This window comes from Streptomyces sp. SID14515, assembly GCF_010548505.1.
In the GTDB taxonomy this organism is placed as follows: Bacteria; Actinomycetota; Actinomycetes; order Streptomycetales; family Streptomycetaceae; genus Streptomyces; species Streptomyces caviscabies.
The window spans coordinates 1-14,828 of sequence record NZ_JAAGMH010000003.1; the positions used below are offsets into that span (position 1 = coordinate 1).

General features: G+C 71.4%; 11 protein-coding genes. 8 read left to right on the forward strand and 3 right to left on the reverse strand.

Going from position 1 to position 14,828, the window contains the following annotated elements:
* Positions 1 to 43 precede the first annotated feature (43 nt).
* A complete protein-coding gene (locus tag G3I54_RS00755; RefSeq protein ID WP_164610060.1) occupies positions 44 to 424 on the forward strand; it encodes a hypothetical protein in 381 nt (126 codons plus the stop codon).
* A 109-nt stretch (positions 425 to 533) separates the two neighbouring features.
* Here the strand turns inward: G3I54_RS00755 and G3I54_RS00760 are convergent, their stop codons facing one another.
* Both G3I54_RS00760 and G3I54_RS00765 read right to left on the reverse strand, forming a co-directional pair.
* Positions 534 to 1,175 (reverse strand): hypothetical protein, encoded by a 642-nt coding sequence (locus G3I54_RS00760; protein WP_164610023.1) that lies wholly within the window; start codon positions 1,173 to 1,175, stop codon positions 534 to 536.
* 216 nt (positions 1,176 to 1,391) lie between these two features.
* The gene (locus tag G3I54_RS00765; protein WP_164610025.1) at positions 1,392 to 3,563 is read right to left on the reverse strand and encodes a RecQ family ATP-dependent DNA helicase; all 2,172 of its coding nucleotides are present in this window, start codon (positions 3,561 to 3,563) and stop codon (positions 1,392 to 1,394) included.
* Positions 3,564 to 3,673: 110 nt separating this feature from the next.
* Here G3I54_RS00765 and G3I54_RS00770 point away from each other — a divergent pair, with 110 nt between their 5' ends.
* From G3I54_RS00770 to G3I54_RS00795, 6 genes are all read left to right on the forward strand, one after another.
* Positions 3,674 to 5,092: a DUF4192 domain-containing protein gene (locus tag G3I54_RS00770; protein WP_164610027.1), complete on the forward strand. Its 1,419-nt coding sequence runs from the start codon at positions 3,674 to 3,676 to the stop codon at positions 5,090 to 5,092.
* 169 nt (positions 5,093 to 5,261) lie between these two features.
* Positions 5,262 to 6,020, forward strand: coding sequence for an NUDIX domain-containing protein (locus G3I54_RS00775; RefSeq protein WP_030080101.1), 759 nt, complete (start codon positions 5,262 to 5,264; stop codon positions 6,018 to 6,020).
* A 145-nt stretch (positions 6,021 to 6,165) separates the two neighbouring features.
* Entirely contained in the window at positions 6,166 to 7,902 is a 1,737-nt protein-coding gene (locus G3I54_RS00780) for an ATP-binding cassette domain-containing protein (RefSeq protein ID WP_164610029.1), read from the forward strand.
* Between the two features lie 181 nt (positions 7,903 to 8,083).
* On the forward strand, positions 8,084 to 8,950 hold the full coding sequence (locus tag G3I54_RS00785) for a FadR/GntR family transcriptional regulator (protein ID WP_203685366.1): 867 nt from the start codon (positions 8,084 to 8,086) through the stop codon (positions 8,948 to 8,950).
* Positions 8,951 to 9,273: 323 nt separating this feature from the next.
* Positions 9,274 to 10,821, forward strand: coding sequence for an RNA polymerase sigma factor (locus tag G3I54_RS00790; protein WP_164610033.1), 1,548 nt, complete (start codon positions 9,274 to 9,276; stop codon positions 10,819 to 10,821).
* 135 nt (positions 10,822 to 10,956) lie between these two features.
* Entirely contained in the window at positions 10,957 to 11,787 is an 831-nt protein-coding gene (locus tag G3I54_RS00795; RefSeq protein WP_164610035.1) for a serine protease, read from the forward strand.
* A gap of 120 nt (positions 11,788 to 11,907) precedes the next feature.
* Here the strand turns inward: G3I54_RS00795 and G3I54_RS00800 are convergent, their stop codons facing one another.
* On the reverse strand, positions 11,908 to 12,141 hold the full coding sequence (locus tag G3I54_RS00800) for a hypothetical protein (RefSeq protein ID WP_006128079.1): 234 nt from the start codon (positions 12,139 to 12,141) through the stop codon (positions 11,908 to 11,910).
* A gap of 447 nt (positions 12,142 to 12,588) precedes the next feature.
* Between G3I54_RS00800 and G3I54_RS00805 the strand changes: the two genes are divergently transcribed.
* Positions 12,589 to 14,715 (forward strand): DNA topoisomerase IV subunit B, encoded by a 2,127-nt coding sequence (locus G3I54_RS00805; RefSeq protein WP_164610037.1) that lies wholly within the window; start codon positions 12,589 to 12,591, stop codon positions 14,713 to 14,715.
* The last annotated feature ends 113 nt before the right edge of the window (positions 14,716 to 14,828 follow it).

Genomic DNA, 14,828 nt, shown 5'->3' on the forward strand with positions numbered 1-14,828 from the left:
GCCCACCCGCCCGGCGGCGACGGAGAATCGTTCCGCGCCGCAGATCCAGCTGATCCCGGCGCCGGCGGCGGGCGCACTCGACGCGGCCGAGGAGGCCGTCGACCTGCTGCTGGAGTCCGGTCGCGCACCGGGCGACATCCTGGTGCTCACCACCGGCGATCAGCACCCGTGGGCCGCGCACGAGCTGTCCTTCGGCGAAGCCGCCTACTGGGCCCAGCACGACGCGGGCGACGACGTCTTCTTCGCCGACGCCTCCGCGGCACAGAAGGCCGGCTCCCGGCCCGTGGTCGTCGTCGCGGTCAACGACGCCGACCAGGTCGCGGCGGCCCGTACGCTGCCCGTCGCACGTGACCGCGCCGCGGCGCTGCTGATCGTCTGCGGAGACCCGCAGACGATCAACTCCGCGCTCGGCGCCGGGGTCTGAACACGCCCCACCGGTGCCTCCGGCCGCCCGCACGGGCGGCCGGAGACACCACCGCCGGTCTCCGGGCCGCAACCGGGCCCGGCCCGGCGCCTACCGGATCGGCGCCCCTTCAGCGGGCGGCGGTGCGGCGCAGTGCCTCCGCCGCGCCGCCGCCCGACCGGGTCGGGGAGGCCCGGTGGTCGCTGACGGCGTCGGCCAGCGACGAGGGCTCCGACAGCGAACTGGGCCGCCGCCCGCCCCTTCCCTCGCCGAGCACCTGCCAGCCCCCTCGGGTGAGCGTGATGTAGGCCCCGCAACGGAGCCCGTGCAGGGTGCAGGCGTCCCGGAGGCCCCACATCCACGCACCGTCCTCCTCGGTCCACCGTTCGTCGCCGTCACGGCAGTACAGAAGGACGGCCGTACGGACCGGAGTGCGGCGGCGCAGATCGTGCGGGATGACGCGCCGCAGCTGCGCCAGCAGGGCGTTGCGGAACTCCCAGCCGTCCGCGGCCACCGTCGTCCGGCGGGCGAACGAGGCGCTCGCCGTGAGCCGTTCCTCATGATCGAGGACCGCGACCACGGCGGTGGCCGGAGCCGGCCGGTGCCGGGAGTGCAGCCCGCTGACGACTTCCCGGGGACTGCGGAGCAGGGGTATGCCCGCCGAGGCCCACTCCGCTGGTTCCAGCATCCGGGCAAGGCGGTTGACGGAGTCTGCGGAAACCGAGGACGCCGCTGTCGAAGTGGCTGTGGGCGGGGCGAATCCGAAGGTCACGGTCCTCCCTTCGCTACGCGCCCGTGGTGCGGGCAGGGTCGAGTGAGGGCGCGCCGCGACACAGCCCTTCCGGGCCCGATGAGGAACTGTGCGGGGGCGTCTCCAATTCTCCCTGGCCTACCGGCAGGCGGCAACGAGCAATTACTGCGGCTGACGGGAATCAGCCGGAATGACACTGATATCCCTGCCCAGACCCGCCCGGGATGACTCCCTCTGTCACCCCTGAACCGCGAGGACCAGCGGAAACACCCCCTGTGCTCCGGCCCGCCGCAGCAGCCGCCCGGCCACGGCCAGGGTCCAGCCGGTGTCCGAAAGATCGTCCACCAGCAGAACGGGGCCGTCCGCGGACGCCAACGCCTGCGCCAGCTCCGGCTCCACGACCAGGGTCTCGTGCAACGCCCGCACCCGCTGCGCGCTGTTGGTCTGGGACATCATCACGTCCTCGGCGCCCGGCGCGTAGGAGACCGTCCCGAGCAGGGGCATCCGGCCGATCTCGGAGATGCGCAGGCCCAGCGACTGGACCAGTTGCGGCCTGCGGCGAGAGGCGACGGTCACCACGCCGACCGGGCGCGGAGCGGCGTCCGCCGACCCGGAGGACCAACCGCCGGGCCCCTTCGCCCAGTCGGCGAGCACGGTGACCACCGCGTTCGTCACATCGTCCGGCACCGGTCCGTCCGGAGCCTGTGCCGCGAGCATGGGACGCAGCCGGTTGCCCCAGCCGATGTCGGAGAGCCTGCCGAGCGCCCGGCCGGTGAAGGACAGCTCCCCCGCGGGGATGCGCCCCTTGAGATCGATGCCCACCGCGGGCAGGCCGGTGGGCCACATCTTGCGCGGATCCACCTCGACTCCGGGCCGGCCCAGCTCGTTGCGCGCTCCGTCCAGGGCGGCGGTGGAGACCTTGTCGTCGAAGCGGGCGCCCGCGCAGTTGTCACAGCGTCCGCAGGGCGCGGCCTCCTCGTCGTCGAGGCGCAGCCGCAGGAACTCCATCCGGCACGCCGTCGTCGAGGCGTAGTCCCGCATGGCCTGCTGCTCCGCCTCCCGCTGCCGGGCGACCCAGGCATAGCGCTCGGCGTCGTAGACCCACGGCGCGCCCGTGGAGATCCAGCCGCCCTTGACGCGCTTCACCGCACCGTCGACGTCCAGCACCTTGAGCATCGTCTCCAGCCGGGTCCGCCGCAGATCGACCATGGGCTCCAGCGCCGGGAGGGAGACCGGCCGATCCGCGCGGGCCAGAACGTCCAGGGTGCGCCGCACCTGCTCCTCCGGCGGGAAGGCGACCGAGGCGAAGTACTGCCAGATCGCCTCGTCCTCCTTGCCGGGGAGCAGCAGCACCTCGGCGTGCTCGACGCCGCGCCCCGCACGCCCGACCTGCTGGTAGTAGGCGATGGGGGAGGAGGGCGAGCCCAGGTGCACGACGAAGCCGAGGTCGGGCTTGTCGAATCCCATGCCCAGTGCGGACGTGGCGACCAGCGCCTTGACCCGGTTCGCCAGCAGATCGTCCTCGGCCTGCTGGCGTTCGGCGTTCTCGGTCCGGCCCGTGTACGAGGCCACCGGATGCCCGTTCTGGCGCAGATAGGCCGTGATCTCCTCGGCCGCCGCCACGGTCAGCGTATAGATGATCCCGGAGCCGGGAAGCTCGCCGAGGTGGTCGCCCAGCCAGGCGAGCCGGTGTGCGGCGCCCGGCAGTTGCAGCACGCTCAGGCTCAGGCTCTCCCGGTCCAGCGGGCCCCGCAGGACCAGTGCGTCGGTGCCCGCGCCGGTGCCCAGCTGCTCCGCGACGTCCGCCGTCACCCGGGCGTTGGCCGTGGCGGTGGTGGCGAGCACCGGCACCCCGGTCGGCAGATCGGCGAGCATGGTCCGCAGCCGCCGGTAGTCGGGCCGGAAGTCGTGCCCCCAGTCGGAGATGCAGTGGGCCTCGTCGACCACCAGAAGCCCGGTCGCCGCCGCCAGCTTCGGCAGCACCTGGTCGCGGAAATCGGGATTGTTGAGCCGCTCGGGGCTCACCAGAAGCACGTCGACCTCGCCCGCCGCCACCTCGGCCTGGACGCTCTCCCACTCCTCCGTGTTGGACGAATTGATCGTGCGGGCACTGATACCGGCCCGTGCCGCCGCCGCGACCTGGTTGCGCATCAGCGCCAGCAGCGGCGAGACGATCACCGTGGGGCCGCTGCCCTGCGCGCGGAGCAGCGAGGTCGCCACGAAATAGACGGCGGACTTGCCCCAGCCGGTGCGCTGCACGACCAGAGCTCTGCGTTTGTCGGCGACGAGCGCCTCGATGGCCACCCACTGGTCCTCGCGCAGCACGGCCTTACCGGTGGCATCGCCCACCAGGCGGGCGAGGACGGAATCGGCCGAAGCCCTGAGCGCTGCACGATCTGCGTTGGTCATGCCCCCATGCAACCCGATGGCTACGACAAACCGCGAACGACAGGGCGAGCCTGTGGATAACGTTATCCACAGGGGTCGCGGGACGGGGCGGGCTGCGGGACCGTCAAGCCATGAACAAGCACCACGAATCCACCGGCCCGGCCGGGGAACAGCAGATCACCCTGCGCGGCCCCGCCGAGCTCGCCGACGCCCTCCCGTATCTCATGGGTTTCTACCCCAACGACAGCGTCGTGATGGTCGCCCTGCACGGCGGACGGGGCCGGTTCGGCGGCCGGCTCCGTCTCGGAATCCCGCAGGCGCCCGGCGAATGGGGGCCGGTCGCCGACCAGCTGGCGGAGTGCCTGGTATCGGGGAGCGAGCGCCGTGAAGGACGGCCCGACGCGATCGTGATCTTCCTCTGCCAGGACTCGCCGGACGGCTCGGGCGGCCGACTGACCATGGAGCGGCTCAGGCCGTTCGCGCAACGCCTGCGCACGGCGTGCGGTGCGCTCGACGTGCCCGTCCTCGAAGCGCTCTGCATCTCCGACGGCCGCTACTGGTCCTACTGCTGCCCCGACCCCCGATGCTGCCCCGACCAGGGAAATCCGCTGGCCATGCCCGGCACCACGGTGATGGCCGCGGCCGCCACCTACGCGGGCGTCCATGTCCGGGGCACACTGCGCGACATGGAGGCGCGGCTCCAGCCCTGGCGGACCCCGGTCGACGTGACCACCCAGCAGGAGGCCCTGGACAGGGCCGTGCCGGAGCTGATGCCGAGGCTCCTCGACGAGCGGGCCAGGCGGGAGGTCGCGGCGGAGACCCTTCAGCTGGCGCGCACGCTCATGGACCGCATCGCACAGGCGCAGCCGGCGCCTCCCGCGCTCGCGGACGCCGGGGACGACCAGCTCATCGGCTCCGACGAGGCCGCCGCGGTCATCCTCGGGCTCCAGGACCGGGAGACCCGGGACAAGGCCGCGGTCTGGATGGAGGGGGCGGAAGCGCAGTCGGCGCTACGCCTGTGGCGCGTCCTGGCGCGGCGCTGCGTCGGGCGGTACGGGGAGCACGCGGCCGCTCCGCTCACCCTGGCGGGCTGGGTGTCCTGGTCCACGGGAGACGAGCCGGGTGCGCGGGTCGCCCTGACGCTGGCGCTGCGCGCCGATCCCGACTACACCTTCGCCCAGCTGCTGCACCGGGCCTGCAACGAAGGGCTCGATCCGGAGGCACTGCGCCGTTGCCTGCGCGAGGCCGCGGACGAGGGCCTCGACGAGGGTCTGGATGAGTCCGTGGACGTGGAGGAGACGGGTTCCGGCGCCGGGGTGGCACAGACGTCGGTGTCCACCGCCGTCGACCGGGGCGCCACGCCGTTGCGTGTCCGCAGGGTCCGCCCGCTGCCCGACGGTGGCCGACGGCGAGGACGTGCTTCCCGGCCCCCGGGCGCCGAGCGGGGAAAGGCGGCGCCCGGATCGGTCCGTCCCCGGACCTCGGTGGCCGGGCGGCGGCCGCGCGAGGCCCGGCGGTACGGCCGCCGAGGCACCAGGACGCGCCGATGACACCCGGACCGGTACCGCCGCGGCGCGCATCTCCCGTGCCGCGGCAGGTGCCCGGTGTGGACGACCCGTTCCGCCCCGACCGCGACCAATCCGGGACCGGGGAACCCGGACTGATCACGAGCATGCGGAAGGGAGTGTTTATCGTCAGGAAGACGACTATGATCGCGACATGCCGCCCTACGACCCGTCGACCTTCCCGCCCTTCGCTGTCACCGTCGACCTGGTCGTGCTCACGGTGCGCCGTCACGCGCTCTGCGCGCTGGTCGTCCGCCGCGGAGAGACCCCGTTCCAGGGCCGATGGGCGCTGCCCGGCGGATTCGTCAGGATGGACGAGGACCTGGGGTCCGCGGCGGCGCGTGAACTCGTCGAGGAAACCGGCCTCTGCGCGCACGATCCGGCGAAACCGGCCGTGGGCAACGGCGCGCATCTGGAGCAGTTGGCCACCTACGGGGATCCGGCGCGCGATCCCCGGATGCGGGTGGTCAGCGTCGCCCACCTCGCCCTCGCACCGGACCTGCCCGCGCCCCGGGCAGGCGGCGATGCCAACAGCGCGCGCTGGGCGCCGGTCGAGGATCTGCTGCACCCCGGCACCGGACGGGAGGGCGAGCAGGCGGCGCCGCTGGCCTTCGACCATGCCCGGATCCTGGCCGACGGAGTGGAGCGGGCCCGCTCCAAGATCGAATACTCCTCGCTGGCCACGGCGTTCTGCCCGCCGGAGTTCACGGTCGGCGAACTGCGCCGGGTGTACGAAGCGGTGTGGGGCGTGGTCCTCGATCCTCGTAACTTCCATCGCAAGGTCACCGGAACACCCGGATTCCTGGTGCCTTCCGGCGGGACCACCACGCGACAGGGCGGCAGGCCCGCGCAGTTGTTCCGTGCCGGGGCGGCCACCGTCCTCAATCCGCCGATGCTGCGCCCCGAGGTCTGAGTCACCGGGCGTTCCGCTGTTGATGGCCGCGCGGAACGCCTGTCGCCTCACCCCTGCACCAAAAGTCGGAAATGTCGCGTTATGTTGCTGGGTAACCCCCTGCCGCCGAGCGGTCTCACCTTCCGCGAGAGACGCGAGAGAAGCGATGCTCCAGGCCATCGGACTCACCAGCACCCCACGTCGCGACGCTCCGCCCGCCGTGAACGATCTGACCTTCGAGGCTCCGCCCGGCCGTGTCACGGCCCTGCTGGGCGCCCCGGGCTCGGGCAGGACCACGGCCCTGCGCCTGATGCTCGAACTGGACGCCGGGCGGGGCGTCGCCTACTTCCGGGGGCGGCCACTGCACCGCATCGCCCACCCGGCGCGGGAAGTGGGCGTATTGCTCGGCGACGTACCGGGCCATCCCTCCCGGACCGCCCGGGGGCAGCTCAGGATGCTCTGCGCGGCAGCCGGCGTGCCCGCCACCCGGGCCGACGAAGTGCTCGAAGTCGTCGGTCTCGCCGGGCTCGGGGACCAGCGCCTGGGCACGCTCTCGGTGGGCATGGACCGTCGGCTCGGCCTCGCCTCCGCGCTGCTCGGAGACCCGCACACGCTGATCCTGGACGAGCCCGCGGAAGGGCTGTCCCCACGGGAGAACAGCTGGCTGTACGGGCTGTTGCGCGCGCACGCGGCCCAGGGCGGCACGGTCCTCCACACCACCGGCGACCCCAAGGAGGCGGCCCGTACGGCCGACCGCGTCGTCACCATCGGCGGCGGGCGCCTCGTCGCCGACCAGGATGTCGCCGACTTCGCCCGTACCCGGCTCCGGGCCCGGGTCGCCGTCCGCACCCCGCACGCGGCCCGGCTGGCGGCCGTGGTCAGCCGGGAGGCCCGAGCCGCGCAGCGCTCCGTCGAAGTGGTCGAGGAAGCGGCCGGCCGGCTGACGGTCTACGGCAGCAACTGCGCGGAGATCGGCGACACCGCCTACCGGCACGGCGTCCCCGTGCACCAGCTCGCCGACGAGATCGGCGACACCGGACCCGCCGCCCCGGCGGAGACCGGGAGCGGGGAGCGCGACGACTCGGCCGCCGCCCTGTCCGAGCTGCCGCCCCCGATCCGGGTGCGCCCCGCACGCGGCCCGCTGCGCCCGCTCCGGTACGAACTGCGCCGTTCCCTCGGCGTCCGGACAACGGCCATGATCATGGCGGCCGTTCTGGTGGTGTCGGCCGTGGTGTCCGTCCTGCTCGCCCGCACCGACGGCACCGCGCTGCCCCGCGTGCTCGCCGCGTGGCCCGCTCTGCTGCCGCTGCCTCCCGCCGCGCTCGGCGCGGGCCTGCTCGGGGCGCTGTCCTTCGGCGACGAGTTCCGCTATCCGGCACTCGCCGCCGCGCGCGGCACCGTGCCCCGGAGGCTCGGGCTGCTGCTGGCCAAGCTCACCGTGACCGCGGGTTTCGCCCTGCTGCTCGCCGGTCTCGCCGTGGTGTGCGGAGCGCAGAGCCTTCGGATCGTGTACGGACCGGACTTGATCGAGATCCCCTCGAACGCCGTCGCGCTGGGCGTGAGTTGGGCCGCTCTGACGGTCGGCTGCGCCTGGGCGGGGCTCTTGGCGGCCGGCGTCTTCCGGGTGGCCGGGGCGGGCATCGCGGCGGTGCTGGCCGTACCCGTGCTCGTCGTTCCGCTGGTGCAGAAGCTCTTCGCGGCGCCGTCCGCGCGTTCGGTCGCCGGACTTCCGGGCCGACTGCGTGAACTGGCCGGGTGGCAGCTGCCGCAGCAGGCGGACCACTGGGTCCTGGCCATCGCGCGGGTGGTGGCCCAGCCCGTCGGGACCGCGCTCGCCCTGTCGTTGTCAGCCCTGATCTGCGCGTATCTGTTCACCAGCCTTCGAGGAAAGGCGCGTTGGTGATCACCGTCGTCCCGTGTCGAGGGCAGGGGGCCGCAACTCCCTGAGAAATGACGGGTTTGTGAGCATATGGCGTCAATTGCGGAGCGAGCGCCGATCACCCTTTCGTGTGCTTTTCACCAAAGACCTCAAGGGGCGGGCGAGCCGCGCCGACAAAGGATGCGTGAGTACCCTTGCGCACACCATGATGACCGCCGCCCGCACCGTCGATTCCGGCCTGGCCGGCTCGGGCGAACTCGACCGCTATCCCTATTCGGAGGCGCAGGCCGGCGAGCGTGCCGCGTCCCGGGCCTGGGGCGGTACCGATTCCGAGCTGGGACGGGCGAGCCGACGGGGGGCGGCCAGCCGCGGGCGCGGTCTCCACGGCCAACTCGTCCAGCAGCTGGGCCAGATGATCGTTTCCGGTGACCTCGGCGCGGACCGCCCCCTCGTTCCCGAGGAGATCGGCCAGCGGTTCGAGGTCTCCCGCACCGTCGTCCGCGAATCCCTGCGCGTCCTCGAAGCCAAGGGGCTGGTCAGCGCGCGCCCCAATGTGGGGACGAGGGTCCGCCCGGTCAGCGACTGGAACCTGCTGGATCCCGACATCATCGAATGGCGGGCCTTCGGTCCGCAGCGTGACGACCAGCGCCGTGAGCTGGCCGAGCTCCGCTGGACCATCGAGCCGCTCGCGGCCCGCCTCGCGGCCGGGCACGGCCGGGACGACATCCAGCAGCGCCTCGGCGACATGGTGGAGATCATGGGGCACGCGATGGGGCAGGGGGACGCGATCACCTTCTCCCGCGCCGACGCGGAGTTCCACGCCCTGCTCATCCAGGCCGCGGGCAACCGGATGCTCGAACACCTCTCCGGCATCGTCTCGGCCGCCCTCCATGTCTCCGGCGGTCCCGTCACCGGCTGTGACCGGCCCGGCGAGACCTCGCTCGCCCATCACGCGCGCATCGCCGACGCCCTGGCCTCGGGTGACGCCGGGGCCGCCGAGACGGCCATGCGTCAGCTGCTCGTCGTCCATCCCGACGTCGAGCGTGTGGTTCCGGCGCCGCGCGAGCACTGACCGGGGCGCGGTCGGGTGCGTGGGCCCGGTGTCGCCGGGCCGCACGGGTCCGGCGGCACAATTGTGGGGGGATGCCGTCCATGGGCCGGTTCGCCGCAAATGGGGTGTGACTCGGGCCACGCGGATTGGCCGTAACACTCCTCGAAGCAGCGCGATGACTTAAGAGGTGACCGTCGCGGAAGGAATACAGCAGCCCTTGGGCGCGCTGTGCAGTTCTGAGGCCTAACCCGCGCCGTCGGCGACATCCCCAGTCGACGGTCGTCGGTTCCAGCCCTCTCCAGGGCAGGGCCGGAAGCCGTTTCCATCGTTCCGAGAGGTTGTTCGTGTCGGCCAGCACATCCCGTACGCTCCCGCCGGAGATCGCCGAGTCCGAGTCTGTGATGGCGCTCATCGAGCGGGGAAAGGCTGATGGGCAGATCGCCGGCGATGACGTGCGTCGGGCCTTCGAGGCTGACCAGATTCCGCCAACCCAGTGGAAGAACGTTCTGCGCAGCCTCAACCAGATCCTCGAGGAAGAGGGTGTGACGCTGATGGTCAGTGCCGCGGAGTCGCCGAAGCGCGCCCGCAAGAGCGTCGCAGCGAAGAGCCCGGTCAAGCGCACCGCCACCAAGACCGTCGCGGCGAAGACCACCGTGACCAGGACCGTCGCGGCCACCGCCGCCCCGGCGGCCGAGAGTGCGGACGCGGTGGCCGACGACGCCGTCGCGGCCGCTCCCGCCAAGAAGGCGGCAGCCAAGAAGACGGCCGCCAAGAAGACCGCCGCGAAGAAGACGGCGGCCAAGAAGACAGCGGCGAAGAAGTCCGGCAAGCAGGACGACGAGCTCCTCGACGGTGACGAGGCTGCCGAGGAAGTCAAGGCGGGCAAGGGCGAGGAGGAGGAGGGCGAGGGCGAGAACAAGGGCTTCGTCCTCTCCGACGACGACGAGGACGACGCACCTGCCCAGCAGGTCGCCGTCGCCGGCGCCACCGCCGACCCGGTCAAGGACTACCTCAAGCAGATCGGCAAGGTTCCTCTCCTCAACGCCGAGCAGGAGGTCGAGCTCGCCAAGCGCATCGAGGCCGGTCTCTTCGCCGAGGACAAGCTGGCGAACGCCGACAAGCTCGCACCGAAGCTCAAGCGCGAGCTGGAGATCATCGCCGAGGACGGCCGCCGGGCCAAGAACCACCTCCTGGAGGCCAACCTCCGTCTGGTGGTCTCCCTGGCCAAGCGCTACACCGGTCGCGGCATGCTCTTCCTGGACCTGATCCAGGAGGGCAACCTCGGTCTGATCCGCGCGGTCGAGAAGTTCGACTACACCAAGGGCTACAAGTTCTCCACCTACGCCACCTGGTGGATCCGTCAGGCGATCACCCGCGCCATGGCCGACCAGGCCCGCACCATCCGTATCCCGGTGCACATGGTCGAGGTCATCAACAAGCTCGCGCGCGTGCAGCGCCAGATGCTCCAGGACCTGGGCCGCGAGCCCACCCCGGAGGAGCTGGCCAAGGAACTCGACATGACCCCCGAGAAGGTCATCGAGGTCCAGAAGTACGGTCGCGAGCCGATCTCGCTGCACACCCCGCTCGGCGAGGACGGCGACAGCGAGTTCGGTGACCTGATCGAGGACTCCGAGGCCGTCGTCCCGGCGGACGCGGTCAGCTTCACGCTCCTCCAGGAGCAGCTCCACTCGGTGCTCGACACGCTCTCCGAGCGTGAGGCCGGCGTGGTGTCGATGCGCTTCGGTCTCACCGACGGTCAGCCGAAGACGCTCGACGAGATCGGCAAGGTCTACGGCGTGACGCGTGAGCGCATCCGTCAGATCGAGTCGAAGACGATGTCGAAGCTTCGTCACCCGTCGCGTTCCCAGGTGCTGCGCGACTACCTCGACTAGATCGAGGTATTTTCACCGGCCGAGGGCCCGGAACCCCCAGGGGATCCGGGCCCTCCGGCGTGTCCTCGGGTGCGTACGCGGACCGGCTGGATCACGCTGGGTGGATTACTTGTCACCTCAGCGTCAGGAGCCTCCATGCCCCGTTCCGTCGTCCGTGCCCTGACCGGGGTGCTCGCCCTGACCGCCGCCGCGGCCGTGCTGCCGTTCGCCTCGCCCGCCCCGGCGGCCGCGGACAGCATCATCGTCGGCGGCCGGCCCGCCCCCGTGGCGGACAGCCCCTGGGCCGTGGCGCTGTCGAGCCGGGACCGGTTCGGAGGGGCGCGCTCGGGCCAGTTCTGCGGCGGCGTCGCCGTGGCGCCCACGAAGATCCTGACGGCCGCCCACTGTCTGAGTGACGAGGCGCTCGGCGGACCGGCGAACCGGGTGAAGGACCTGCTGGTGATCGCCGGCCGGGAACGGCTGAGCGATTCCGGCGGCCAGGAGATCCCGGTCCGGGGCATCTGGGTGAACCCGGCGTACGACCCCGTCTCCAACGCCGGCGACCTCGCGGTGCTGACCCTCTCCCGCGCGCTGCCGAAGGACGGCGTCATCCCGATGGCCAGGGGCGGGGACGCCGCCTACCGGGCCGGGACCGCCGCGGACGTCTACGGGTGGGGCGACACCACCGGAAGCGGTACGTACGCCTCCGTGCTGCGCTCCGCACGGGTCCAGGTTCTGCCGGACAACGACTGCGCGCGGGCCTACCCGGGCGGCCAGGAGGGCACGTACAAGGCCTCGGCGATGGTCTGTGCGGGCGATCCGGCGGGCGGCCGGGACGCGTGCCAGGGCGACAGCGGCGGGCCGCTGGTGGCCCGTGGGCGGCTCATTGGCCTGGTGTCCTGGGGCAGCGGCTGCGGGCGCGCGGGCAGCCCCGGGGTGTACACCCGGGTCTCCGCCGCCCTGGAGTGGGCCGCGGGCCGCATCTGAGCCGGGCCGGGCCGCCTGGGCGGTCCGGCCGATACGACGAGAACGGGCGGCTCCCCCGGTGGGGGAGCCGCCCGTCGGCCGGTCCTGGACCGGCCCCTGGCTCGTCGTGGATGCGAGGTGTCAGTGTTGGTCCTCGTCGGCGGCAGCCGTCTGCACGGCGGTGAGCCGATCCGTCTCATCCTGTATTTCCGCGGCGATCTTCTTGAGTTCCGGCTCGAACTTGCGCCCGTGGTGGGCGCAGAAGAGCAGTTCACCGCCGCTGATCAGGACGACGCGCAGATATGCCTGGGCGCCGCAACGGTCACAGCGGTCTGCTGCGGTCAGCGGGCTCGCGGGGGTCAGAACAGTAGTCACGTCGCCTCTTCTCTAGCTCGACGAGCTGTCGTACCAGGGTCAACATCCAACCAGGCCGAAAACGTTCCCGCTCGTGGCTTTTCTTCGAAACTTCTTCTCGGTGTGGCTGTCTGTTGCCGGTTGGCGGCGAATGTGCCGTATGCGGAGCGCTACGGTTTCGCATTGCTTGTCTTGGGGGTCGGTCCCGCCGGCCGGCTTGCCGGTTTGTTCATGAGGACGTGCCCGGAGCCTAAATGGTTCATGCGTCGAAGGGAACGTGATGTGCACGTCACTCCAACGAATGATCGAACACCCATGCGAGCCCGGAAGAAGCTCGACTAGCATGAGGATTCCCCGAGGGTGGCGTTACAACCGCTCTACCAGGCCTCTGTAGGCTCTCAGCGGCAACCGAAGCCCAGCCCTGTACCCACGGGGGCCCCAGATGAAATTCAGCGAGGAGCGAACCGCGTGACCGCCGAAACGTCCGTGCCGTCCACCGCGATGCTGACCGGAGCAGGCGGCGACCGGGACAGCTCCAACTACACCGCGCGGCACCTTCTCGTCCTCGAAGGCCTGGAGGCGGTCCGCAAGCGCCCCGGGATGTACATCGGGTCCACCGACAGCCGCGGCCTGATGCACTGCCTCTGGGAGATCATCGACAACTCCGTCGACGAGGCTCTCGGGGGCTACTGCGACCAGATCGAGGTCATCCTCCACGACGACGCCTCCGTCGAGGTCCGGGACAACGGCCGCGGCATCCCGGTCGACGTCGAGCCCAAGACGGGCCTCTCCGGCATCGAGGTCGTCATGACCAAGCTGCACGCCGGAGGCAAGTTCGGCGGCGGCTCCTACGCCGCCTCGGGCGGCCTCCACGGCGTCGGCGCCTCCGTGGTCAACGCCCTCTCCGCCCGCCTTGACGTCGAGGTCGACCGGAACAGCGCGACCCACTCCATCAGCTTCCGGCGCGGTGTTCCCGGCATGTTCACCGAGCAGGGCCCGGACAGCCCGTTCGACCCGGCCAACGGCCTGCGCAAGGGCAAGCGCGTCCCCAAGACCCGTACCGGTACCCGGGTGCGGTACTGGGCGGACCGCCAGATCTTCCTCAAGGACGCCAAGCTCAATCTGGACACGCTCTACCAGCGCGCCCGCCAGACGGCCTTCCTCGTCCCCGGCCTCACGATCATCGTCCGCGACGAGCGCGGACTCGACGGCGAGGGCAAGACCGAGGAGACGTTCCGCTTCGACGGCGGCATCAGCGAGTTCTGCGAGTACCTGGCCCAGGACAAGGCCGTCTGCGACGTCCAGCGCCTCAGCGGCACGGGCACCTTCAAGGAGACCGTCCCGGTCCTCGACGACCGCGGCCACATGACCGCCACCGAGGTCACCCGCGAGCTGGCCGTGGACATCGCCCTGCGCTGGGGCACCGGCTACGACACGACCGTACGGTCGTTCGTGAACATCATCGCCACCCCCAAGGGCGGCACCCACGTCACCGGCTTCGAGCGCTCCCTGACCAAGACGGTGAACGAGGCGCTGCGCTCCGCCAAGATGCTGCGGGTCGCCGAGGACGACGTCGTCAAGGACGACGCCCTCGAAGGGCTCACGGCCGTCGTCACCGTGCGGCTCGCCGAGCCGCAGTTCGAGGGGCAGACCAAGGAGGTGCTCGGCACCTCGGCGGCCAACCGGATCGTGGCCAACGTGGTCGCCAAGGAGCTCAAGGCGTTCCTCACCTCGACGAAGCGGGACGCCAAGGCGCAGGCCAGGGCGGTGCTGGAGAAGGCCGTGGCCGCTGCCCGCACCCGGATCGCGGCCCGCCAGCACAAGGACGCCCAGCGCCGCAAGACCGCGCTGGAGTCCTCCTCGCTGCCCGCGAAGCTCGCCGACTGCCGCAGTGACGACGTCGAGCGCAGCGAGCTGTTCATCGTCGAGGGGGACTCGGCGCTCGGCACGGCCAAGCTGGCCCGGAACAGCGAGTTCCAGGCGCTGCTGCCGATCCGCGGCAAGATCCTCAACGTACAGAAGTCGTCCGTCTCCGACATGCTGAAGAACGCCGAGTGCGGCGCGATCATCCAGGTCATAGGAGCCGGGTCCGGGCGGACCTTCGACATCGACGCCGCCCGCTACGGCAAGGTCATCATGATGACCGACGCCGATGTCGACGGCTCCCACATCCGGACCCTGCTGCTGACCCTCTTCCAGCGCTACATGCGCCCGATGGTCGAGGCCGGGCGGGTCTTCGCCGCGGTTCCGCCGCTGCACCGGATCGAGCTGGTCCAGCCCAAGAAGGGGCAGGACAAGTACGTCTACACCTACTCCGACAACGAGCTGCGCCAGACCCTCCTGGAGTTCCAGCGCAAGAACGTCCGGATCAAGGAATCGATCCAGCGCTACAAGGGCCTGGGCGAGATGGACGCCGATCAGCTGGCGGAGACGACGATGGACCCGCGCCACCGCACGCTGCGGCGCATCAACATCGGCGACCTGGAAGCCTCCGAGCAGGTCTTCGACCTCCTGATGGGCAACGAGGTCGCCCCCCGCAAGGAGTTCATCACCAGCTCCGCGGCCACCCTGGACCGCTCGCGCATCGACGCCTGACCCCCGTACGCCCGCCCGGCCCCCGCTCCCGTCCCGACGGAGCGGGGGCCGCGGACGTTTCCCGGGGCTCTCCCGGGGAAACGCGCAGCCGTCCGGGACTTCTGTCACCTGAA

Coding starts and splice junctions, on each gene's coding strand:
- G3I54_RS00765 (WP_164610025.1), bottom strand. CDS start 3,563: ATGACCAACGCAGATCGTGCAGCGCTCAGGGCTTCGGCCGATTCCGTC.
- G3I54_RS00770 (WP_164610027.1), top strand. CDS start 3,674: ATGAACAAGCACCACGAATCCACCGGCCCGGCCGGGGAACAGCAGATC.
- G3I54_RS00775 (WP_030080101.1), top strand. CDS start 5,262: ATGCCGCCCTACGACCCGTCGACCTTCCCGCCCTTCGCTGTCACCGTC.
- G3I54_RS00780 (WP_164610029.1), top strand. CDS start 6,166: ATGCTCCAGGCCATCGGACTCACCAGCACCCCACGTCGCGACGCTCCG.
- G3I54_RS00785 (WP_203685366.1), top strand. CDS start 8,084: ATGATGACCGCCGCCCGCACCGTCGATTCCGGCCTGGCCGGCTCGGGC.
- G3I54_RS00795 (WP_164610035.1), top strand. CDS start 10,957: ATGCCCCGTTCCGTCGTCCGTGCCCTGACCGGGGTGCTCGCCCTGACC.